The sequence below is a fragment of the Erwinia sorbitola genome, from assembly GCF_009738185.1.
Classification (GTDB): Bacteria; Pseudomonadota; Gammaproteobacteria; order Enterobacterales; family Enterobacteriaceae; genus Erwinia; species Erwinia sorbitola.
Genome location: NZ_CP046509.1, coordinates 4,140,264 through 4,163,155 on the forward strand (window position 1 = coordinate 4,140,264; position 22,892 = coordinate 4,163,155).

The 22,892-nt window shown below is 49.4% G+C and carries 21 protein-coding genes, 1 tRNA gene and 1 pseudogene; 14 read left to right on the forward strand and 9 right to left on the reverse strand.

Annotated features, from left to right (window positions below; all coding sequences use genetic code 11):
* Nucleotides 1-32 precede the first annotated feature (32 nt).
* Nucleotides 33-1,061 (forward strand): EF-P beta-lysylation protein EpmB, encoded by a 1,029-nt coding sequence (gene epmB, locus GN242_RS18860; RefSeq protein WP_154752876.1) that lies wholly within the window; start codon nucleotides 33-35, stop codon nucleotides 1,059-1,061.
* A gap of 33 nt (nucleotides 1,062-1,094) precedes the next feature.
* Here the strand turns inward: epmB and GN242_RS21865 are convergent.
* From GN242_RS21865 to GN242_RS18885, 5 genes and pseudogenes are all read right to left on the reverse strand, one after another.
* Nucleotides 1,095-1,166 (reverse strand): annotated as a pseudogene (locus GN242_RS21865) (DUF2442 domain-containing protein); the annotation flags it as partial.
* Nucleotides 1,167-1,392: 226 nt separating this feature from the next.
* Nucleotides 1,393-1,737 carry a DUF4156 domain-containing protein gene (locus GN242_RS18870; RefSeq protein WP_154752877.1) on the reverse strand — a complete coding sequence of 115 codons (345 nt, stop codon included), beginning with the start codon at nucleotides 1,735-1,737 and terminating at the stop codon, nucleotides 1,393-1,395.
* 224 nt (nucleotides 1,738-1,961) lie between these two features.
* Nucleotides 1,962-3,605: a chaperonin GroEL gene (groL, locus tag GN242_RS18875; RefSeq protein WP_154752878.1), complete on the reverse strand. Its 1,644-nt coding sequence runs from the start codon at nucleotides 3,603-3,605 to the stop codon at nucleotides 1,962-1,964.
* Nucleotides 3,606-3,652: 47 nt separating this feature from the next.
* The gene (locus GN242_RS18880; RefSeq protein ID WP_154752879.1) at nucleotides 3,653-3,946 is read right to left on the reverse strand and encodes a co-chaperone GroES; all 294 of its coding nucleotides are present in this window, start codon (nucleotides 3,944-3,946) and stop codon (nucleotides 3,653-3,655) included.
* A gap of 230 nt (nucleotides 3,947-4,176) precedes the next feature.
* Nucleotides 4,177-4,638, reverse strand: a complete 462-nt coding sequence (locus tag GN242_RS18885; RefSeq protein ID WP_197094743.1) for an FxsA family protein — start codon at nucleotides 4,636-4,638, stop codon at nucleotides 4,177-4,179.
* A gap of 368 nt (nucleotides 4,639-5,006) precedes the next feature.
* Here GN242_RS18885 and aspA point away from each other — a divergent pair, with 368 nt between their 5' ends.
* The 13 genes from aspA to GN242_RS18950 all read left to right on the forward strand — a co-directional run bounded on the left by aspA (nucleotide 5,007) and on the right by GN242_RS18950 (nucleotide 19,654).
* Nucleotides 5,007-6,443, forward strand: a complete 1,437-nt coding sequence (aspA, locus tag GN242_RS18890; protein ID WP_154752881.1) for an aspartate ammonia-lyase — start codon at nucleotides 5,007-5,009, stop codon at nucleotides 6,441-6,443.
* A 116-nt stretch (nucleotides 6,444-6,559) separates the two neighbouring features.
* Nucleotides 6,560-7,861 carry an anaerobic C4-dicarboxylate transporter gene (locus tag GN242_RS18895; RefSeq protein ID WP_154752882.1) on the forward strand — a complete coding sequence of 434 codons (1,302 nt, stop codon included), beginning with the start codon at nucleotides 6,560-6,562 and terminating at the stop codon, nucleotides 7,859-7,861.
* Nucleotides 7,862-7,981: 120 nt separating this feature from the next.
* Entirely contained in the window at nucleotides 7,982-9,697 is a 1,716-nt protein-coding gene (locus GN242_RS18900) for a protein-disulfide reductase DsbD (protein WP_156288016.1), read from the forward strand.
* A 41-nt stretch (nucleotides 9,698-9,738) separates the two neighbouring features.
* Nucleotides 9,739-10,317 (forward strand): division control transcriptional repressor DicD, encoded by a 579-nt coding sequence (gene dicD, locus GN242_RS18905; RefSeq protein WP_156288017.1) that lies wholly within the window; start codon nucleotides 9,739-9,741, stop codon nucleotides 10,315-10,317.
* A gap of 110 nt (nucleotides 10,318-10,427) precedes the next feature.
* Nucleotides 10,428-10,503 (forward strand) — tRNA-Phe (locus tag GN242_RS18910).
* Between the two features lie 1,107 nt (nucleotides 10,504-11,610).
* A complete protein-coding gene (locus tag GN242_RS18915; RefSeq protein ID WP_154754621.1) occupies nucleotides 11,611-12,174 on the forward strand; it encodes a tyrosine-type DNA invertase in 564 nt (187 codons plus the stop codon).
* 445 nt (nucleotides 12,175-12,619) lie between these two features.
* Nucleotides 12,620-13,192 carry a type 1 fimbrial major subunit FimA gene (gene fimA / locus GN242_RS18920; RefSeq protein ID WP_154754620.1) on the forward strand — a complete coding sequence of 191 codons (573 nt, stop codon included), beginning with the start codon at nucleotides 12,620-12,622 and terminating at the stop codon, nucleotides 13,190-13,192.
* Between the two features lie 370 nt (nucleotides 13,193-13,562).
* The gene (locus GN242_RS18925; RefSeq protein ID WP_154754619.1) at nucleotides 13,563-14,102 is read left to right on the forward strand and encodes a fimbrial protein; all 540 of its coding nucleotides are present in this window, start codon (nucleotides 13,563-13,565) and stop codon (nucleotides 14,100-14,102) included.
* Nucleotides 14,103-14,204: 102 nt separating this feature from the next.
* Complete coding sequence (locus GN242_RS18930; RefSeq protein WP_154754626.1) at nucleotides 14,205-14,897, forward strand: fimbria/pilus periplasmic chaperone; 693 nt, start codon at nucleotides 14,205-14,207, stop codon at nucleotides 14,895-14,897.
* A gap of 118 nt (nucleotides 14,898-15,015) precedes the next feature.
* Nucleotides 15,016-17,607 (forward strand): fimbrial biogenesis usher protein, encoded by a 2,592-nt coding sequence (locus GN242_RS18935; protein WP_195918406.1) that lies wholly within the window; start codon nucleotides 15,016-15,018, stop codon nucleotides 17,605-17,607.
* 22 nt (nucleotides 17,608-17,629) lie between these two features.
* Entirely contained in the window at nucleotides 17,630-18,157 is a 528-nt protein-coding gene (gene fimF, locus GN242_RS18940) for a type 1 fimbrial adaptor subunit FimF (RefSeq protein WP_154754617.1), read from the forward strand.
* Between the two features lie 12 nt (nucleotides 18,158-18,169).
* Nucleotides 18,170-18,673, forward strand: coding sequence for a type 1 fimbrial minor subunit FimG (gene fimG / locus GN242_RS18945; protein WP_154754616.1), 504 nt, complete (start codon nucleotides 18,170-18,172; stop codon nucleotides 18,671-18,673).
* Nucleotides 18,674-18,724: 51 nt separating this feature from the next.
* Entirely contained in the window at nucleotides 18,725-19,654 is a 930-nt protein-coding gene (locus tag GN242_RS18950; RefSeq protein ID WP_197094804.1) for a fimbrial protein, read from the forward strand.
* Between the two features lie 55 nt (nucleotides 19,655-19,709).
* On the opposite strand, the gene GN242_RS18955 is transcribed toward GN242_RS18950, so the two are convergent.
* From GN242_RS18955 to GN242_RS18970, 4 genes are all read right to left on the reverse strand, one after another.
* Complete coding sequence (locus tag GN242_RS18955; protein WP_154754615.1) at nucleotides 19,710-20,126, reverse strand: RbsD/FucU domain-containing protein; 417 nt, start codon at nucleotides 20,124-20,126, stop codon at nucleotides 19,710-19,712.
* A 50-nt stretch (nucleotides 20,127-20,176) separates the two neighbouring features.
* A complete protein-coding gene (locus GN242_RS18960; RefSeq protein WP_156288019.1) occupies nucleotides 20,177-20,941 on the reverse strand; it encodes an SDR family NAD(P)-dependent oxidoreductase in 765 nt (254 codons plus the stop codon).
* 38 nt (nucleotides 20,942-20,979) lie between these two features.
* Nucleotides 20,980-22,287, reverse strand: coding sequence for an MFS transporter (locus GN242_RS18965; protein ID WP_154754624.1), 1,308 nt, complete (start codon nucleotides 22,285-22,287; stop codon nucleotides 20,980-20,982).
* An 86-nt stretch (nucleotides 22,288-22,373) separates the two neighbouring features.
* Nucleotides 22,374-22,859 (reverse strand): gluconokinase, GntK/IdnK-type, encoded by a 486-nt coding sequence (locus GN242_RS18970; protein WP_154754623.1) that lies wholly within the window; start codon nucleotides 22,857-22,859, stop codon nucleotides 22,374-22,376.
* Nucleotides 22,860-22,892: the final 33 nt, after the last annotated feature.

Below are 22,892 nucleotides of genomic sequence, written 5' to 3' on the forward strand. Positions count from 1 at the left end.
CTACAATTTATTACTGGTACTTAGCCAAAAAAATGGCACACATTGTAACCCTAAATACCCCTGTGCGAGAAGAATGGTTGCATCAACTTGCCGATGTAATCACTGATCCGGATGAATTACTGCAACTTTTAGCGTTGCAACACCACCCTGAACTGGTTTCAGGCCATGACGCACGGCGTCTGTTTGCCCTGCGCGTCCCCCGGGCCTTCGCTACACGTATGCGTAAAGGCGATCCGCAGGATCCTCTGCTGCTACAGGTGATCACCTCGCAGCAGGAGTTCGTTGATGCACCGGGTTACAGTACCGATCCGCTGGATGAGCAGAGCAGTGTGGTGCCGGGTCTGTTACATAAATATCGTAATCGTGCGCTATTGCTGGTCAAAGGCGGCTGTGCCGTCAATTGCCGTTACTGTTTTCGCCGCCATTTTCCGTACTCTGATAATCAGGGCAATAAACGCAACTGGCAGCAAGCCCTGGAGTATATCCGACATCAGCCAGAACTGGATGAGATTATTTTCTCCGGCGGCGATCCACTGATGGCAAAGGATCACGAGCTTGACTGGCTGATAACAGAACTGGAGCAAATTCCGCATATCAAGCGCTTGCGCATCCACAGTCGCCTGCCGGTAGTGATTCCTAAGCGCATCACTGAAGCGTTGTGTCAGCGGCTGGCACAGTCGCGCCTGCAAACGCTGATGGTGACGCATATCAACCACGCACAGGAGATCGACGACGACCTGCGCCACGGTATGCGGATGCTAAAGCGGGCAGGCGTCACGCTGTTGAATCAAAGCGTACTGCTGCGGGGCATCAACGACAGTGCCACTACGCTGGCCACTCTGAGCAACGCGCTGTTTGATGCAGGGATACTGCCCTACTATCTGCACGTGCTGGATAAAGTGCAGGGAGCCGCGCATTTCTACGTTGATGATAACCGCGCGCGCGCTATTGTGCGTGAACTGCTGGGAATGGTATCAGGTTATATGGTGCCAAAGCTGGCGCGTGAAATCGGTGGCGAACCCAGTAAAACACCGCTGGATTTGCAGCTTCGTCAGGAGTAGATTTTCGGGCGGAACGGATCTCCGCCCCATTATTCACGCCGTTTGTCGCAGTAAGCCCGCCGCACTCAGATCTTCATCCAATTCGGGCCAGTGAATCCCGCGTCCTGCCTGGCAAAGTAGAACAAGCTGAAACCAGACTCAAGCAATCAGCAAAGTTATCATTCAGAGATGCGGCGAATCACAGTAATAAATTGAAAAATAAGCAATAAAACAGAGATAATTGCGAGGCGGATCGAGGATTTTAAAATTGAAGTGGGGCGAAAAACAAAACAGGGTGAGCCACTGTGGGCCACCCTGTTTCAGAACCTGATAATGCATCAGATCAAAATGTTTACTGGCACTTATAAACCTGGCCACTCATTTTGCTATCCAGCGGCGCGAAGTTAGACCAGATATTCTGGGTTGGACTGGTGGCACCATAAATCACATTACCACCCATCTCTGCCGCACGGTTACGCAGGTCGTTGGCCGCGCCGCGCAGTGAACTGCCTTCGCCGCCAGAACCTGAGAACCAGTTACTTTGCGCACCGGTAACGTTGCCCAACAGCTGGCAGTTACTGGCCGGTTGCTGATCGGTAAAGGTGACACGTTCGCCGGCAGAACTCAGCGTGTTAGAAGAACTACAGCCTGCCAGCAGCAGGGCTGCCACTGAGAGCCCCAGCAAATTAATCCGCATTTTAATCCCCATTTATTATCATCAGAATCAGGCCAGAGCGTAACGGAAATCAGCATGATTTCATATTCATCCTTGCCCCAGAACCGCCTATACCCGCCATACTGCAATTTGAACTATTTTGAGCATATCGGGTAAGCTTCGCGCCATTACTTATACTATTTTCCCCCCAAAAAGAAAAACCCCCTGTCAAAGACAGAGGGTTTTTACTCACGTGCGGTGGGGGATTACATCATGCCGCCCATGCCGCCCATACCACCCATGCCGCCAGCACCTAAATCAGGCGCGTCGCCTTTAGGCAGGTCGGTCACCATACATTCGGTGGTGATCATCAGACCAGCAACAGAGGCCGCGTACTGCAGGGCAGAACGGGTCACTTTGGTTGGATCCAGAATACCGAAGTCGATCATATCGCCGTACTCTTCGGTCTGAGCGTTGTAACCGTAGTTACCTTCGCCCGCTTTCACGTTGTTAGTCACAACAGATGGCTCTTCACCGGCGTTAGCAACGATCTGACGCAGTGGGGATTCCATTGCGCGCAGCGCAACTTTGATACCCACGTTCTGGTCTTCGTTCTGGCCACGCAGATCGGCCAGTTTAGAAGCCACGCGTACCAGAGCAACACCACCACCAGCAACCACGCCTTCTTCTACCGCAGCACGGGTAGCGTGCAGAGCATCTTCAACGCGAGCTTTCTTCTCTTTCATTTCAACTTCAGTTGCTGCACCAACTTTCAGAACGGCAACGCCGCCTGCCAGTTTAGCTACACGCTCCTGCAATTTCTCACGATCGTAGTCAGAAGTTGCTTCTTCGATCTGCTGACGAATCTGAGTCACGCGACCGTTGATTGCTGCTTCTTCACCGGTACCATCGATGATGATAGTGGTGTCTTTATTGATAACAACGCGTTTCGCCTGGCCCATATCTTCCAGACCTGCTTTTTCCAGCTCCATACCGATCTCTTCAGAGATTACGGTACCACCGGTCAGCACAGCGATATCCTGCAACATAGCTTTACGACGGTCGCCGAAGCCAGGTGCTTTAACAGCAGCGACTTTCACGATACCGCGCATGGTGTTAACCACCAGTGTTGCCAGCGCTTCGCCTTCAACATCTTCAGCGATGATCAGCAGTGGTTTACCGGCCTTAGCAACGGCTTCCAGTACTGGCAGCATTTCACGGATGTTGGAGATTTTTTTGTCAGCCAGCAGGATAAATGGAGATTCCAGCTCAACTGCGCCAGTTTCTGGCTTGTTGATGAAGTAAGGGGACAGGTAGCCACGGTCAAACTGCATACCTTCTACAACATCCAGCTCATCCTGCAAGCCAGTGCCTTCTTCAACGGTGATTACGCCTTCTTTGCCCACTTTCTCCATCGCCTGAGCAATCAGTTCGCCCACGGTCTCATCGGAGTTAGCAGAAATAGTACCTACCTGAGCAATGGCTTTAGAGTCGGAGCAGGGTACAGACAGTTTTTTCAGCTCTTCAACCGCAGCGATAACCGCCTGGTCGATACCGCGTTTCAGATCCATTGGGTTCATACCCGCAGCGACGGCCTTCAGGCCTTCGGTGATAATGGACTGAGCCAGTACGGTTGCAGTAGTGGTACCGTCACCGGCAGCGTCATTGGCTTTAGAAGCAACTTCTTTCACCATCTGAGCGCCCATGTTCTCGAACTTATCTTCCAGCTCGATTTCACGCGCAACAGATACACCATCTTTAGTGATGGTCGGTGCACCAAAAGATTTATCCAGAACCACGTTACGGCCTTTCGGGCCCAGGGTAACTTTTACTGCATCTGCCAGTACGTTAACACCGCGCAGCATTTTTACACGCGCGTCATTACCGAATTTTACGTCTTTAGCTGCCATTTTATCTCTATCCTTAAATTCGTTTCGTTCAGTGAATTACGCGTTGATTACGCTTCAACAATCGCCAGAATGTCGTTTTCTGAGATGATCAGAACTTCTTCGTTGTCGATTTTTTCAGTTTTCGCGCCGTAGCCTTCGCTGAAGATGACCACATCACCCACTTTCACGTCCAGCGGCTTAACTTCGCCACTTTCCAGGATGCGACCATTGCCAACAGCCAGGATTTCGCCACGGGTAGATTTACCCGCCGCAGAGCCGGTCAGCACGATGCCACCCGCAGATTTGGATTCAACTTCTTTACGCTTGACGATAACACGATCGTGCAATGGACGAATTTTCATTGTTAGCTCTCCTTTGAGAAGTCCAATCAGTTTTGGGATGAAAGCCGGGCTGCATTGGCTACCGGCCTCGTGACGGAAGAGATGCGGTCGCGGAAGATACCTTTCAAGGGTAAGAAGTAAATTTTTTTGTTAACTGCCTTGTTCGACGATTTTTTGCGCACTCGTTGCAACAGACAAAATAAAACGGCGCTCCGGGAAAGAGAGCGCCGTTTTGAAGTAACTGGTATGAATTAATGTTTGTCGTTATTGCGGTCGTGCTCAATCAGGTGTGAGTCTTTACGTTCGTACTCACCGTCAACGGTAAATCCGCTATCCGGCCCCGCCCCCGGGCCGCGCCATACTTTCAAATGCGGCATCAGTTTCAGCGTCAGATGCTTCTGTACCGGAGGCAGCAACAGCAGCAGACCTAAGAAATCGGTAAAAAAGCCCGGCAGTAACAGCAGGAACCCGGCCAGGATCAGAGACACGCTCTTAATCATCTCAGCTGCCGGACTCTCACCCGCATTGAGCTTCTGCTGCATCAGCATAAAGTTTTTCATCCCCTGATTTTTCACCAGCGAGATACCAATGCAGGAGGTGAAGATCACCAGCAGCATAGTCACTAACACGCCCATCACATGGGCTACCTGAATGAAGAGAGAGATCTCGATCCACACCAGGGCAAATATCACTAAGAACGGTAACCAGCGCACCGTATTCTCCTGTATCAATGGCCACCCTGCGGAGTGCACGGCGGCATAAAATGGCGATCATAGTGACCGATAGTATAGAAGGTGGGAACGGTAAGCCTCTTTTTCAACGGGAAATGTTGAAATACCTCCCATCCCTTTCATTGTGAGTACGATCACATATCATTGAAACTGTTTGATATGGCAGGCAGTTTAAGTGATCTGGATTCAGGCTTTTACATCGCAACAGAATATGATCGTGCTCAGGGTGACACAAACAGATAAAATCTTGTAGCAGCCGTTCCCTGGCACGATATTCTTTTGGATGTCGCCCGCCGAAAGAGGCACTTAAATTGTGACGATTTTACCGGTATTCCTTAAAGAAGGTTCTCATGGCTAATAACATTCGTATCGAAGAAGACCTGTTAGGTATGCGTGAAGTCCCCGCTGATGCTTACTACGGTGTTCATACTCTGCGTGCGATTGAAAACTTCTATATCAGCAACAGCAAAATCAGTGATATTCCTGAGTTTGTGCGCGGTATGGTTATGGTTAAAAAAGCGGCAGCACTGGCGAATAAAGAGCTACAAACCATCCCACGTGACGTGGCAAATGCGATTATCAACGCCTGTGATGAAGTGCTGAACAACGGCAGATGCATGGATCAGTTCCCGATCGATGTCTACCAGGGCGGTGCAGGTACCTCCGTGAATATGAACACCAACGAGGTGCTGGCAAATATCGGCCTTGAGCTGATGGGCCATCAGAAAGGGGAATATCAGTTCCTCAATCCTAACGATCACGTCAACAAATGCCAGTCCACTAACGATGCCTACCCTACCGGTTTCCGCATTGCAGTTTACAGCTCCATTTTAAAACTGCTGGACGCTATCGGCCAGCTGAGTGAAGGCTTCCAGCGTAAGGCCGTAGAATTTACGACTATCCTGAAAATGGGCCGTACCCAGCTTCAGGATGCCGTTCCGATGACGCTCGGTCAGGAGTTCCACGCCTTTAATGTTCTGCTAAATGAAGAGATCCGCAGTATTCTGCGTACCGCTGAACTGCTGCTGGAAGTGAATCTGGGCGCTACCGCCATCGGTACCCGCCTGAACACGCCGGATGGTTATCAGCAGCTGGCGGTACAGAAGCTGGCGGAAGTTAGCGGCCTCGCCTGTGTACCAGCGGAAGATCTGATCGAAGCGACCTCTGACTGCGGCGCTTACGTCATGGTGCACAGCTCGCTGAAGCGCCTGGCAGTAAAACTGTCGAAAATTTGTAATGACCTGCGCCTGCTCTCATCCGGGCCGCGCGCTGGTCTGAACGAAATCAACCTGCCGGAATTGCAGGCGGGTTCGTCAATCATGCCAGCCAAGGTTAACCCGGTGGTGCCTGAAGTAGTTAATCAGGTGTGCTTTAAAGTCATCGGTAACGATATTACCGTCACCATGGCTTCAGAAGCTGGCCAGCTCCAGCTTAACGTAATGGAGCCGGTGATTGGCCAGGCCATGTTCGAATCCATTCATATTTTGACCAACGCCTGCTACAACCTGCTGGAAAAATGCGTCGACGGCATCACCGCCAACAAAGCGGTGTGTGAAGCCTACGTATTTAACTCCATCGGTATTGTCACTTATCTTAACCCGTATATCGGCCATCATAATGGCGATATCGTTGGCAAGATCTGTGCCGAAACGGGCAAAAGCGTGCGTGAAGTGGTGCTTGAGCGCGGCCTGCTGACCGAAAGCGAACTGGATGACATTTTCTCTACGCAGAACCTGATGTTCCCGGTATATAAAGCCAAACGTTATACCGACGAAAATGAACAATAACAGACCGGATAACTAACTTTTTAAGGCACGCTTTTCTGATGAACTGCGTGCCTTTTTACTTTTTACGGCACACAAGATTTTAACTGTTTATTAGCAAAAAAATTAAGGAACACCTTATGTTATTACCTGAGCTTATCGTCGTCTTTGCCGCGATTTATCTTGGCAGTCGGCTGGGAGGGATCGGCATCGGCTTTGCCGGTGGTCTCGGGGTGCTGGTGCTTACCCTGGGATTCCAAATCAAACCCGGAGCCATCCCGTTCGATGTAATCGAAATCATCATGGGCGTGATCGCCGCCATCGCCGCTATGCAGGTAGCCGGGGGGATGGATTATCTCGTCAACCTTGCTGAACGCCTGCTGCGTAAACATCCCCGCCATATCACCCTTCTTGCACCGCTGGTGACCTATGTGATGACGCTACTGGCGGGCACCGGACATACGGCGTTCTCCACGCTGCCGGTGATTGCAGAAGTGGCAAAAGAACAGGGCGTTCGCCCTTCCAGGCCGCTATCGATTGCGGTGGTCTCTTCACAGATAGCCATTACCGCCTCACCCATTTCTGCGGCCGTAGTGTTTATGGCGGGCATACTTGAACCGAAAGGGATCAGCTACCTGATGCTGCTGGCAGTGGCGATCCCCTCTACAATGGCGGCTATCTTTATTGCGGCGCTGATTACCAGTTTCCTTGGTAAAGAGCTGAAGGACGATCCGGTCTATCAAGCGCGACTGGCAAAAGGCGAAGTTGCCCTGCGCGGAGCCAGCAAGTTTCAGGAAAAACCGGGGGCGAAGCGCTCAGTGTTGCTGCTGCTGCTCGGCATTGTTGCAGTGGTGCTTTATGCCACCGCCATCAGCGATGCCGTGGGTCTTATCCAAAACCCGATGCTGCCGCGTAACGAAGCCATCGTGGTGTTTATGCTCACCGTTGCTGCACTGATCTGCCTGACCTGCAAAATTGATACCGGGGAAATCCTTAACGCCAGCACCTTTAAATCCGGGATGAGCGCCTGCGTCTGCGTGCTTGGTGTAGCCTGGCTGGGTGATACTTTTGTTAAAGCCCATATCAGCGATATCCAGCAGGTAGCGGGTGAACTGTTACGCGACTATCCGTGGATGCTGGCGGTGATCCTGTTCTTTGCTTCAACGCTGCTCTATTCGCAGGCGGCAACCACCAAAGCGCTGATGCCGGCAGCCCTGATGCTGGGCGTTTCCCCAGTGACAGCTGTGGCTTCATTTGCCGCGGTATCAGCACTGTTTGTGCTGCCAACCTATCCGACGCTGCTGGCAGCCGTAGAAATGGACGATACCGGCTCCACGCGTATCGGCCGCTTCGTGTTCAACCACTCATTCCTGATCCCCGGCACGCTGGCAATTGTTCTTTCGGTGGCATTTGGATTCCTGTTCGGCGGTATTATTCTTTAACGCTTCTCACGGCAGGGTGGGGAATGCCTCGTCCTGCTCGTGCTCTCCCCTCTGGTTGTCATGCTATTATCTCTCTCTTCGCCGCCCGGCTGGTCCCACATGGAGAGAACAAGACCCGTTATGACCCAGCGACTTACATACCTTATCTTTCTGATTTTTGTCACTCTTTTCAGCGTCAGCACCAGCGCATCGCTGTTCGGGCAGACTAACAACAGCCAGTTTGTGCCGGTCAATCAGGCCTTCGCGTTCGATTTTTCCCAGAAGAGCGACACCCTTACCCTGAGCTGGCAGGTGAAGCCTGGCTACTATCTCTATCGCCAGCAGCTAAAGATCAGCGTAGAGGGGGCCACTCTTGCCAAATGGAGCCTGCCCGCAGGTCAGCCCCATGAAGATGAGTTCTACGGCAAAACCGAGATCTATCCGCAGAGCCTGACGCTGCCCTTCACGATCGCCCAGGCCGATTCAGGGGCACAGATGACGGTCACCTATCAGGGTTGTGCGGCGGCAGGTTTCTGTTATCCGCCAGAAACGCGCGTGGTGCCACTGAATCCGGTGACAGCACATAGCGCACCTGAAACCGCTTCTGCGTCAGCCGCAGCTTCAGAGCCAACCAGCAGCAACAATTTGCCCTTCTCGCCGCTGTGGGCGCTGCTGATTGGCATTGGCGTTGCCTTTACGCCCTGTGTGTTGCCAATGTACCCGCTCATTTCCGGAATTATTCTTGGAGGAAGCCGCCGTTATGGTCTGGGCCGGCTGTTTGCTCTGGCCATGGTCTATGTGCAGGGCATGGCGCTAACCTACACCGTGATGGGGATTGTGGTGGCCGCCGCCGGGCTGCGCTTCCAGGCCGCACTCCAGGCCCCGGCAATACTAATCGGCCTTTCTGTGCTGTTTATCGTGCTGGCTCTGTCCATGTTTGGCCTGTACACCCTGCAACTTCCCTCCTCATTGCAGACACGGCTCACGCTGTGGAGTAACCGTCAGCAGGGCGGTTCCCTGCCCGGGGTATTCCTGATGGGCGCACTGGCCGGGCTAATCTGCTCGCCCTGCACCACTGCCCCTCTTAGTGCCATCCTGCTATACATTGCCCAGAGCGGTAATATGCTGGCGGGTGCCGGAACGCTCTATCTCTATGCGCTGGGAATGGGTCTGCCGCTGATTGCGATTACGTTGTTTGGTAATCGTATGCTGCCGAAAAGCGGCCCGTGGATGCAGACAGTAAAAGAGGGTTTTGGCTTTGTGATCCTTGCTCTGCCGGTATTTCTGCTGGAGCGTGTCATCGGTGATGAGTGGGGAGTGCGCCTGTGGAGTTTGCTGGCCGTCGCCTTCTTCGGGTGGGCGTTTATTATCAGCCTGAAAAGCAATCGTGGCTGGCTGCGTGTGCTGCAAATTCTGCTGCTGGGTGCAATGCTGATAGCCTCACGTCCGTTACAGGACTGGGCATTTGGAACTACTGCACGGCCTGAAGCCAGCGCACATTTAGCCTTTACCCGCATCAGCAATATTGAGCAGCTTAATCAGCGGTTGGCAAACAGTGCGGACAACATCACCATGCTCGACCTGTATGCCGACTGGTGTGTAGCCTGCAAAGAGTTTGAGAAGTACACTTTTAGTGACCCTCAGGTGCAGGCGGCTTTTGGCAATATGCAGCTGTTACAGGCCGATGTCACGGCCAATAGCGCCACCGACAGTGCGCTGCTGAATCACCTGAATGTGCTGGGACTACCTACCCTGCTGTTCTTTGATGCTCATGGTAAAGAGATTCCCGGATCGCGCGTAACCGGCTTTCTAAAACCGGCAGCGTTTCGCGCACATTTGCAGAAACTGACGCAGTAAACGACACTAGGTTTTGAGAAATGTTAAACGAGGAGAAGTAAGTGCAGCGTGAACAGGTACTCGAACAGGCTCTGGAGATCCTTGAGCTTAACGGACTCGCCGCCACCACTTCCCTGACCATAATGGCAGGAAAACTAGGGTGCAGCGAACAGGAACTTCAGCGCTTCTGGCCGGATCGTGATGCGCTACTGTATGACGCACTGCGCTACCATGGTCAGCAGATTGATGTCTGGCGGCGAAAGCTGCTGCTGGACGAAAGCCTCAGCCCGGAGAAAAAGCTGTTGGCTCGCTATCAGGTGCTGGCAGAAGCCGTCAACAATCATCGCTATCCAGGCTGTCTGTTTATTGCTGCCTGTAGCTTTTATCCTCAGCCAGATCACCCGATACATGAAGTGGCAGAACTGCAAAAACAAGCCTCCTGGCAGTATACCCACGAGCTGTTAACCGAGTTGCATACCGATAATCCTGAACTGGTGGCACATCAGATGGAGCTGATCCTGGAAGGCTGCCTTTCTCGTCTGCTGGTGAAGCGTAATGTGCAGGAAGTGGAGAATGCCCGTCGCCTGGCAGAGGATGTACTGAGTATTGCCCTGTGCCGTAAAAATGGTGCCTTAAGCTAAACCACTTTTCTCTGTTTCGGGCAAAAAGCAGGCAACCGGCACTGTTTTACCACTTTTTTATGACAAAGCCGTTGACGCGGAACGGCCTTTACGGTTTAATGCGCCCCGTTGCCCGGATAGCTCAGTCGGTAGAGCAGGGGATTGAAAATCCCCGTGTCCTTGGTTCGATTCCGAGTCCGGGCACCACTATTTAAAGAAACCCGCCTGTGGCGGGTTTTTTGCTTTCTGAGTCGCCGGACTCTCCATCGAACTCCGTTCGATTACTCGTCTCATCCATGAGACTCGCCCCTCCGGGGCTGGTGCTGAAGCACCATGCAAAAACGTTCCCGACGTTTTTGTCCGAGTCCGCGGCACCACTATTTAAAGAAACCCGCCTGTGGCGGGTTTTTTGCTTTCTGAGTCGCCGGACTCTCCATCGAACTCCGTTCGATTACTCGTCTCATCCATGAGACTCGCCCCTCCGGGGCTGGTGCTGAAGCACCATGCAAAAACGTTCCCGACGTTTTTGTCCGAGTCCGGGCACCACTATTTAAAGAAACCCGCCTGTGGCGGGTTTTTTGCTTTCTGAGTCGCCGGACTCTCCATCGAACTCCGTTCGATTACTCGTCTCATCCATGAGACTCGCCCCTCCGGGGCTGGTGCTGAAGCACCATGCAAAAACGCTCCCGACGTTTTTGTCCGAGTCCGGGCACCACTATTTAAAGAAACCTTTCGATTCCCCCTCTTAATTTATATGTACCTTATTTATCATTAATCCCCCTTAGTTAACTTACAAATATATTAAATAAATCACCTACCACATGAAATATATTTACTTCCATACACCCAGAACAAATTGAATTCGCAAATCGACTAGCTAAATTAATTACAACGATATGCACCTAAAAATTCCCAATAAAAATTAGCACGCTATGCAATGAGATAAAAACCAATGATTTTATAGAAAAATTTCACACGCATTGAAAGATCATTAAATTTTCACAGCAGGGATGGTACTGATAATTGATAACACTTTATTCTAAAATAAGAGGTTTAGGCATTGTTATTTAAATAACATGCATAAAAAACTTAGATATTATACTGTTTAAGTGATATAACCGCTGCTTTCATAAAAACACATCCTAACCAGAAATTATTTAACAAAAAAAGCGAAATAACTCCAATACATCTTCACCTGTTAGTGCTGAATGCATCGGGGATGTTGCGCCCCAGAATTTTTCTTGTGAATATCAATATCTTATTAAATAACGCTGAAATTATTTTTTCACACTGCTCACAGCCCGGAGACTCATTATGAAAAAAAGAAAGTTTCTCACTCAAGAAGAAATCACACGTTTACTTAAAGCATCACGCCTGGGTACCTTCCCCAGGCGTGATGAGTGCTTTATCAAAATGTGTTTTATCCACGGATTTCGCGTCAGCGAGCTATGTAATCTGACGTTCTCAGATATCAATCTTGAAGACTGTGTAATACATGTAAACAGATTAAAAAATGGCCTTAAGACCACGCATCCTCTCATTGAATCAGAGATCATATTACTGCGGAAATGGTTAAAAGAGCGTCAAAACTGGCGTGGTGCTGATGCGCCCTGGATTTTTCTTTCGCAAAAAGGGGGGCAGTTGTCCCGTCAGCAAGTATATAAAATGCTCAGGAGCTATGGCATTAAAGCGGGAATATCAATCACGCTGAGTCCACACATGTTGCGTCATTCATGTGGGTATGCTTTAGCAAATAAAGGGGCAGATACACGCTTGATCCAAGACTATCTGGGTCACCGCAACATCCAGCATACGGTGTTGTATACCTCGAGTAATCCTGAACGATTTATTGGAGTATGGCAGAAAGGGAGACAATAAGATGGAGTAGACAAAATGAACCAAACTGTAAACATTATGAATCGCCAATTAGATAAAGTCAATTAGGGTCGTATATCTTTTTTAAAAAAGATTTAAAACTTCAATCTTCCCCATAAGCAGTCAGAAATAGAATTAAAACTCGCTTATCTGCATCTCCTCTTGCAAGCCTCCATCCCTCCACCTTTTAACAACCATGAATTATCGCGATCTTTTCTGATATATAAAACCATAAATAATAGCTTTATCAATTAAAAAACCTGTTACAGCATTAAGTTTCAGTCATTAAATGCAAATGAAACATTTTGGTTCATTTTGTCTACTTAGACCACGTTTTTTAATCCCGAAGACATAAAACACCGGGTGGAGCACAGGTTTAAAATATACTTTTGAATCAAATAGTTATGCCAGTTTATGGCAATTTTCCCAATATATGGAGTTTTAAAACATGCGTAAGTTCAGCCTCATCAACACCCTGATCGCAGCTTCGTTGTTAACAGCAGGTATGGCACATGCAGCCGAAACCCCCGCCGCACCAGTTACCACTACCGTTAATGGCGGAACTATTCATTTTAAAGGTGAAGTTGTTAACGCCGCCTGTGCTGTAGGTGCAGGTTCTATTGACCAAACCGTACAGCTGGGTCAGGTGAGAACGGCCGCCCTGAACGCTAAAGATAAAGTTACCGCTCCAGTAGGTTTTAACATTGAACTGAATGACTGTGACACGGCTGTCGCCACTAAAGCTGCTATCGCCTTCTCCGGCGTAGCTGTAAATGGCGAAAACCCAACCGCACTGGCTCTGGAAGGTACCTCATCTTCCGGTGGTGCTGCCAACGTTGGCATCCAGGTTCTGGATAGAACAGGGAAAGCTCTGGCATTTGATGGTGCTACTTTTGGTCCTCAGTTCACGCTGAACGAGGGTGTAAACACTATTCCATTCCAGGTGCGTTATATCGCGACAGGTGTTGCCACCGCGGGTACTGCTAACGCTAACGCCAACTTTAAAGTGCAATACGAGTAATACCAGTCTTTAAAAATGCTTTTTCAGGCCAGGGATGGCCTGTTTCAGTAGTTGAAAGAGTAAGGACACACTCTCAGGCCAGGATGGCTATTTTCAGCAGCTGAAACCGTAAGGATGCACTCTCAGGCCAGGATGGCTGTGTTTTAAGTAGTTGAACTCGTAAGGATGCACTCTCAGGCCAGGAGGGCTATTTTCAGCAGCTGAAACCGTAAGGATGCACTCTCAGGCCAGGATGGCTGTGTTTTAAGCCGTTGAACTCGTAAGGATGCACTCTCAGGCCAGGATGGCTGTGTTTTAAGCAGTTGAACTCGTAAGGACGCACTCTCAGGCCAGGATGGCCTGTTTTTGGCAACAGGAAAGGGAGAAATCGATGCTAAAAATCAAACTGGGATTCTTCCTGATGATAATTGCACCGCTGTCGATGGCGAGCAACAAGTGGCCTGTCACGCTTGCTGGCGGACAGATGCGCTTCCAGGGCGAACTGCTTGCTGAGACTTGTACAGTCGAAGCTGGCGACAGGCAGCTGATTGTTCGAATGGGGCAAGTCAGCAGCAATCGATTCAAATCATCAGGAGATGATGCCAACCCAGTGTCCTTTGCCTTACACCTTCATGATTGTAATACCAACGTCAGTGACCGGGTTGGCATTGTCTTTCACGGCGTCGCCGATGGTAAAAATCCCAACATCCTCTCGGTCGGCGAGGGAGAGGGCATTGCATCTGGTGTTGGCATCGCCCTGTTCGATAGCAATGGGAGAATCTTACCAATAATATCTGAAAATCAGACATGGCGGCCGCAAATCCATAGATCGCGCGTGCTGCAGTTTGTCGCTAAATACCGCGCAACCGGAAATACAGTTATCGGTGGTGCCGCCAATGGACAGGCCTGGTTTTCTCTTACCTATCAATAAGATTCGTTATCATACTTTTTAAACGTTTATCCATAAGAGATAAGCGATTGCACAAAGCTAATCAATGGCGGTTATCCGCATTAAGAGGTTAACGTGACAAAAATGAAAACAAGCGGAAAAGTCATGGGGCCACTGTTGGCTCTGGCAGTGATCTTATTCGCCAGCCATGCGCAAGCGGGTGTCGCTCTTGGAGCCACGCGTGTTATTTACCCAGCAGAGCAGAAACAGGTCAGTTTGGGAATGAGCAGCAACGATGATAAAGATACGTTTCTGATTCAATCCTGGATTGAAAATGATGATGGAAAAAAAGAGGGTCGCTTCGTTATAACCCCGCCGTTATTTGTTATGAAGGGAAAAAAAGAAAACACCTTGCGTATTATCGATGCGACAAATAACAGCCTGGCAAAAGACAGAGAAAGTCTGTTTTGGGTCAATGTTAAGGCGATCCCTTCGCTGGAGAAAGCCCAACAGAAAGAAAACACTCTCCAGCTGGCAATTACCAGCCGGATAAAAATGTTTTATCGCCCGGGGAATCTCAATATTGCGCCAGACCAGGCTCCGGAAAAGATAACGTTCAAACGCAGTGCAAATCAATTAGTACTGACTAACCCAACACCATACTTTCTGACGGTCACCGAATTAAAGGCGGGCAGTCGTACACTGGACAGTGTCATGGTGCCCCCGCTGGAAACAGCGACGGTGAAGTTACCAAACAATGCCGGCAGCGAAATCACTTACCGCACCATTAACGATTACGGTGCGCTGACTAAAGTGATGAAGGGCAGTACGCAGTAAATCTTCTGGACATTCGCGAGATAATGGATTTAACAGCGCAGGTAAACGGAATACCTGCACGGATAATTGTATTCAGGAGAGTTTGCCGCACCTGAATGAAAGAGCAGGCAGGGAAAGCATGAAAAAATACCATATCAGGGCAGTGCCCCTTAAAAAAGCGATGCTGACTCCGCTGGCATTGCTTTTGGTGGCTTCGACATTTTCCGCACGTGCAGGAAATTATTTTAACCCGCGATTCCTGGCTGAAGATACAGAGTCTGTTGCTGATTTATCCGGCTTTGAACAAGGCCTGGATGCGCCACCCGGTACCTACCGTGTCGATATCTATATAAATGATGGCTATATGACCACCCGTGATATCACTTTTGATAAAAACCATGACGGTAAAAAACTGGAACCTTGCCTGACACGTTCTCAGCTGTCCTCTTTTGGGGTTAATACGCTGACAGTTCCTGATATTGCGGGTATGAAGAGCGACGCCTGTGTGCCTTTTACCCGATTGATGACCGATGCATCTAGTTCATTTGATGTCGGGCTCCAGCGCCTCCATATCAGTATTCCCCAGGCATTTATGGGTAACCAGGCTCGCGGGTATATTGCTCCAGAACTGTGGGACGACGGCATTACCGCCGGTTTACTCAATTACAACTATACCGCCAGCGAAGTACATAACAGTAACGGGGGGACACGCCGCTATTCATTCCTTAACCTGCAAACCGGTTTCAATCTCAAAGCATGGCGGCTGCGAAATAACACTACCTGGAGCTACAGCAGCGGTGCGGGTTCTAACCAAAATCGCTGGCAGCACATCAACACCTGGCTCGAACGTGACATTGTGGCGCTCCGTAGCAGGTTAACCATTGGCGATGGTTATACGGCAGATGATATTTTTGAGGGCATCAACTTCCGCGGTATTCAGGTGGCTTCAGACGATAATATGCTGCCCGATAGCCAGCGCGGCTTCGCACCCGTAATTCATGGAATAGCACGGGGGACTGCGCGCGTCTCTGTAAAACAGAACGGCTATGAAATTTATCAGACCACCGTGCCCCCGGGCGCATTCACTATCAATGATCTGTATGCAGCAGGCAATAGCGGTGACCTGCAAGTTACCGTGAAAGAAGCTGATGGAGCAGACCAGGTTTTTACCGTGCCATTCTCAACGGTGCCTATGTTGCTGCGAGAAGGACATGTGAAATATACGATGACCGCAGGACAATATCGCAGTGGTAATCAACAACAGGATAAGCCGGAGTTTTTCCAGAGTACCGCCATTTTGGGATTGCGAAAGGGCTGGACAGCCTATGGCGGTAGCCGCTTGTCACGCAATTACCGCTCGATCAACCTCGGGCTGGGTAAAAACCTTGGGCGTCTCGGGGCAATATCTGCGGACATCACTCAGGCCAGCGCCAACCTGCCTGACAGCAGCAAGCATCAGGGGCAATCCCTGCGTTTTCTTTATAACAAATCTCTGAATGAGCTGGGCACCAATTTCCAACTGGTCGGATACCGTTATTCAACAAAAGGTTTCTATTCGATGGCTGATACCGCGTGGCGGCGCATGAGAGGATATTCCGTGATGAGCGAAGACGGAATTGTAAATATAAAGCCAAAGCTGACGGATTATTACAACCTGAACTACAAAAAGCGCGGGCGCGTGCAGGCGACTGTAACACAGCAGCTTGGCCGTACCTCGACGTTATATTTAACCGGCAGCCACCAAAGCTATTGGAACACCAGGCGATCAGATGAGCAGCTCCAGCTAGGCTATAACAGCACTATAGAGGATATCAGCTGGAATATGAGTTACAGCCTGGCCAAAAATGCCTGGTCAGACGGAAAAGACCAGCTGCTGGCTTTCAATATTAATATTCCATTTAGTCACTGGATGCGCTCGGACAGCCGATCCGCATTCAGAAATGCCAGTGCAAGCTATAACACATCTACTGATTTACATGGGCATACCACCAACACGGCAGGACTTTATGGCACGCTGCTTGAGGACAGCAACCTCAGCTATAGCGTCCAGACAGGCTATGCCAGCGGCGGTAGCGGCAATTCAAATGCTACGGGCAACACGGCTCTTAATTACCGTGGTACGTATGGCAATGCCAACATTGGTTACAGTCACAGCGGTGACGCTAATCAGCTTTATTACGGGTTCAGCGGTGGTCTGCTGGCGCATGCGGATGGCATAACTCTTAGCCAGCCGCTTAACGATACCACGGTGCTGATCAAAGCCCCGGGGGCGAAACATGTCGCCGTTGAGAACCAGAGCGGGGTAAGCACCGACTGGCGCGGTTATACCGTTATCCCTTATGCCATGGACTACCGTGAAAACCGCATATCGTTAAATACCGGCACTCTTGAGAACAATGTTGAGTTGGAAGAGTCGGTATTAAGCGTGGTGCCTACGCGGGGGGCGGTGGTGCGTGCAGACTTTAAAACACGCATTGGATTGAAAGTTCTGATGACTTTAACCAATAACGGTAAGCCTGTTCCCTTTGGCTCAGTGGTCTCATATGGGGATGGCCAATCGGGCAGCATTGTTGCAGATGGTGGGCTGGTTTATCTGACCGGCCTCGCACCAGAGGGAACGGTTAACGCGAAATGGGGCAATGGCCCAAATGAGCTCTGTACGGCGACGTATAGCTTGCCGACTAACAGCCAGAAGCAGGCGCTAAGTTACGCCTCTGCCATTTGCCGCTGATAAACCAGGAGAAGATAAACCGATGAGAAGACACCTTTCAGTGTTGTGCTTTCTGCCATCTCTCATGGGGTATGCCCATGCAGCGGACAGTACCATCGCTATTACAGGTTATCTAAGAGGCGACAACACCTGCTCAATCTCAGTGGACTCTCAGAACTTTTCTGTGGATTTAATGAGCTATAAACCAGAAGAACTATATGCCGTGGGGGTCGTTACTCCCTACGTTCCCTTTAGGATTATTTTCAATAAGTGTGGCAGTTTAGCGACAGCCGTAAAGGTGGGTTATATGGGGCCATCTGATAATGAGAATACCACCCTGTTGAAAATTGACGCAGGAATTAACGCGGCAAGCGGCATGGCAATACAGATTCTGGATAACGACAAGAACCCGGTTGCACTCAATGCATCCCGGGATTCTCTTCACTGGACCAGACTAACGCCAAATCAGTCCAACACTCTGGAATTTTATGCACGCCTTATGGTGACGCGCTCTCCCATTTCGTCTGGAATTGTAGCGGCGACAGTTAATTTTAACTTAGAGTTTCAGTAAGAGAGCCTGAAGATGACCATTTTAAAGATAGCTCTGCTGGCGGGAATATTAATATTCAGCGTAGCGCTCAGTTCCCATGCAGCCGATGTCACCATTACCGTTAACGGTCGCGTTGTTGCCAAGCCCTGCACCGTGTCAACGCCATCAGGCACGGTAGATTTGGGTGACTTGTTTACCTTCAATTTTGTTCAGGCGGGAGACAGCTCTGACTGGTATCCGGTAACGATGGATCTGACAAACTGTCCGATTGGCACCTCAAGAGTCACCGCAACCTTTACCGGTACCACCGACAGCACCGGGTATTATAAAAATCTCGGGGACGCTGCCAATCTTCAGCTGGAGTTGCAGGACACCAGCAGCAATAACCTTAGCAATGGCAAGAAAATGACAGTAGAGGTTAACGACTCAACACAAGCAGCGAGTCTGCCGCTGCGGGTGCGTGCATTATCGGTGAATGGCAATGCAAAGCAAGGAAGCATCCAGGCTGTGATTAATGTCACCTACTCCTACACTTAAAATCAAGGGAGTTCTCAAATGAAACCTGCTTTAAAAATGAAAAACATGTTTATAAAAAAAAATCTCACTGCCTTAGTTATATCGTGTCTAATAATGGCGTATTCGTCGGGTGCTGATGCATTTACCTGCCGTGACGCCCAAGGAAACAAACTTAACAGTGGGAATATTACAGGATCATTAAATGTTTATGTTAATATAGATCCAATTCTACAGACAGATAAAGTTATGGTTGTGAATTTAAGTAATTCAATAAGTTGCTTAAATAACGCTCCTGGCTCTAGAAATGATATGGTAAGATTGGCTGTAGGTTCTGCCTATGGTGGCGTATTAGATAACTTTATTGGCACCTTGAGATATTATAACTATGAGTATAATTTCCCACTCCGTTATGAAACAAGTTCAGTGAACATCACTGAAGGATACTATACTCCCTGGAGAGTTCAACTTTTCCTGACTCCAATATCTACTGCCAGCGGGGTGGTAATCAGGCAAGGTAGACTTATAGCTAAGTTAGTAATGAGGCAGGTTGGTTCGAATATTTCTGATGGAGGGAACATTCATACGGCCACTTTTACATGGAATATTTATGCCAATAACAATGTGGTGGTACCCACTGGCGGCTGTGATGTTTCATCACGCAATGTGGCGGTTCGCCTGCCAGATTATCCTGGTACCGCTGCAGTACCATTAACTGTCCACTGTGCAAAAGACCAACGGGTCGCCTATTATCTTACCGGCACAACCACTGATACCGCCAGCACCCTATTTGCCAATACCTCGTCTTCAAATCCGGCGAAGGGCATAGGTGTTCAGCTTTCTAACAATAAAGGTGTAATTGCTACCAACAAAAGAATATCGCTGGGAACAGTAGGAACCGGCCCTGTAAGCCTGGGATTGACCACCTCTTATGCAAGAACAAGTGGACAAGTAGTGGCCGGTGATGTCCAGTCGGTTATTGGGGTCACCTTCGTATACGAATAAATCTTAATCATATCCGGATCGAACAACATCCCTGTCATCCCCTCCTTCGGGGCTGTTACATCACTGGGGCAACCGTCAGCAACAGATTGGCAAAGCGGCGCTGTTCACCCGTGGCGATAATCAACAGCGTTTGATCCGCTTTAGCTTCGGCATAAAAATCTTCGCGCGCAAGGTGCTCGATGTGGCAACTTTCCGGCAGCAGATGCAGGTACTCAGCTTCGATGGTGTTGATAAAATCCTGCGGACAGGCCATCAGAGCTGCGCTCTCGACATTGATGCAGTGCAGAATTTTTTCCAGAATCAGTGGAGCCGCAACGGTTCCCGGCGACAGGTTTAAATAAACGATGGTGGCATCTTTTGGCGAGTTGGTGACAAAGGCGTAGTTACTGTCTGCAATAAGAATCCGGGTTTTATGGCCGCATTTTGCCAGCGCGTATAACAACTCCGGATGAATAATATCTGATTTAATCATAACTATTCCCTGATAACAGAGGCAGCCGAAGCAGGCTGCCTGCCAGTTATTTACATGCGATAAATACCGCCATTAATATCAATGGTAGCGCCGGAGACGAAGCCGTCATATTCCGCCGCCAGGAAAGTAATCACGCGCGCCACATCCTCCGGCGTACCTGCCCTGCCCAGCGGAATAGATTTTATCGTCTCCTCAGCCGAAGCTTTAGTGGTATGACGGTTATGGAAGTTGGTACCGAGGATCAGCCCGGGAGCAACCGCATTAACCCGGATGCCATGTTCACCCAGCTCTGCTGCCAGAGAGCGCGTCCAGGTCAGTACCGCGCCTTTGGTTGTAGAGTAAACCAGAGAGCCGGAATGCCCGCCGGAACGGCCAGCCAGCGAGGCCAGGTTAATAATACTGGCACCGTCTGACGCCGCTTTTAAGAATGGCAACGCGCTCTGCGTTACGTTCAACATTGTGGTCATATTGATATCGATAACGGTTCGCCAGAACTGGCCGTCGATCTCGCCCAGCCATTTACGAGCCACAATACCACCCGCATTATTAATCAAAATATCTATGCCGCCTAAAAACTCAGCGCCAGCCAAAACACAGCGTTCAGCCTCTGCGGGCAGGATTAAATCAGCCTTTCCGCTGGCAGCCTTTTGCCCGAGGGAGTGTGCCAGCGCTATTAATTCTTTCGGGCCATCCTCAGCACTGTGATAATGAATATAAATATCGCAACCGGCCTGAATTAATCGCTCCGCAGTTGCCCGGCCAATACCCTGATCGGCTGCGCTGATAAAGACTTTTTTTCCCGCAAGATTACCCATTATTAACTCCTCGTTATTAATCCCCTCCTATAAAGGGATTAAGAATTGATGACACCTTCACGTTGTCTGGCGCAGTACAAAATGCATATCAGACCGGTGACCAGTAAGCATAAAGAGAGGAATATCAGCCCCGGCGTGCTGCTATGCGTTAAATCGTTCAGCACTCCCACCACGTAGGGAGCGACAAAGCCGCCGATGTTGCCGATACAGCTCACCACCGCCAGCCCTGCTGCCGCCGCCGCTCCTGTCGAAATGTTGGCGGGCATGGATAAGAACGGCGGTACAGAGGTGTAAATACCGATGGAGGCGATACACAAGAATGAGAGCGAAACAAACAGATTATATTTAAAGAAGATCACCGCACCGACCAGACCAATAGCGGCAACAATCATACTGATTCCGGCGAATACGCCGATTTTTTTGGTTTTGCTGGCCCAATAGCTCCAGGGATAAACCAGTAATGCAGCCAGACCATAAGGGATAAGCGCCAGCAGACTGACTCTGAATATATTCCCACCGGAAATCGCGGTAAGAATGGAAGGAAGCCACATCCCGAAGCCATAAATTCCACAGACCATGCCAAAGTTCAGCATGGCATAGATAAGATATTTTTTATTTTTAATCCCATTAAAGAAGTCGGAAAACGTTATTTTAGAACCTGACCGGGTTCGGCTGGTGCTATCCATCAGCCAGGCCTTTTCCTCAACATCTAAATACCCAATATCTTTCGGTGAGTTTTTGATGATAAACGGAATAAGAATGCCGATAATTACCGGAGGAAGACCTTCGAGGATAAACAGCAGCTGCCAGGGTTCAAATCCAAACCAGCCATGATCAATATTGAGGATAAGCCCGGATATAGGAGAGCCTACCGCATTGGACAGCGGCTGAACGATAATAAACATTCCCAGAATTTTTGTTCTGTATTTCTCCGGAAAGAAAACCGTAAAATAATAGACCACTGAAGGGAAGAAACCCGCTTCACAAACGCCCAGCATAAACCGGCAAATATAGAGCTCCATCGGTGTTCTGACAAAGCCAAGAAGAGTGGCAAACACCCCCCATGAGATCAAGATTCTGGCAAACCAGATACGCGGGCCAAATTTAATAGTTCCTGCGTTACTGGGTATCTCAAACATAAAATAACCAATAAAAAATATGCCTGATGCAAAACCAAAAGCAGAAGCTGTTAATCCCAGACTGTCCTCTAATGCCATTGCAGCATAGGCCATATTGTTTCGATCAAGGAAAGCCAGAAAGTATAGCAAAATCATTAAGGGAACAATATGCAGCGTAAGCTTTCTTATTGCGCTGCGCTCAATATCCTGCGGTGTTCTTTTTTTCATAATAGATCTCTTCCAATATAGACAATCGGAATAATTAATCACCCGTTCCTTCAAGGCACTCTTAATAAAGAAGAGGGGATGTGAGTTCAGGAACCCTGAATTTTATTAATGCATTCAGCAACAACCTGTTCTAGCGGTCGTTCAATATTGATTATGACAATATCCTTTTCATCTATTGATGGCATTTCTAAATCTCTGAACTGCGAGTCAAGCATATCCTCACGGAAATAATGCCCTTTCCGTTTTCTTAAACGCTCCTTAATAACATCATGGCTACCATTAAGGAAAATAAAGTGCAGTCCGGAATTTCCGTGGCGCAGCATATCGCGATAACGTTTTTTCAGCGCTGAACACACCATCAGTGAAGTGGTGTTAGTGCGCAGCATGGCGTAGGCAGCATCATTAAGCGCCTGCAACCAGGGCAAGCGATCGTTATCATCCAGCGCATCACCGGCAGCCATTTTGTCAACATTATGCCGTGGATGAAGGAAATCACCGTCCAGACAAGGGATCCCTGACTGCGCAGCCAGGCTCTGAGCGACCGCAGATTTACCACACCCTGAGACCCCCATCAAAACCCAAAGCTGTCGTGGCTCTGTTACTCC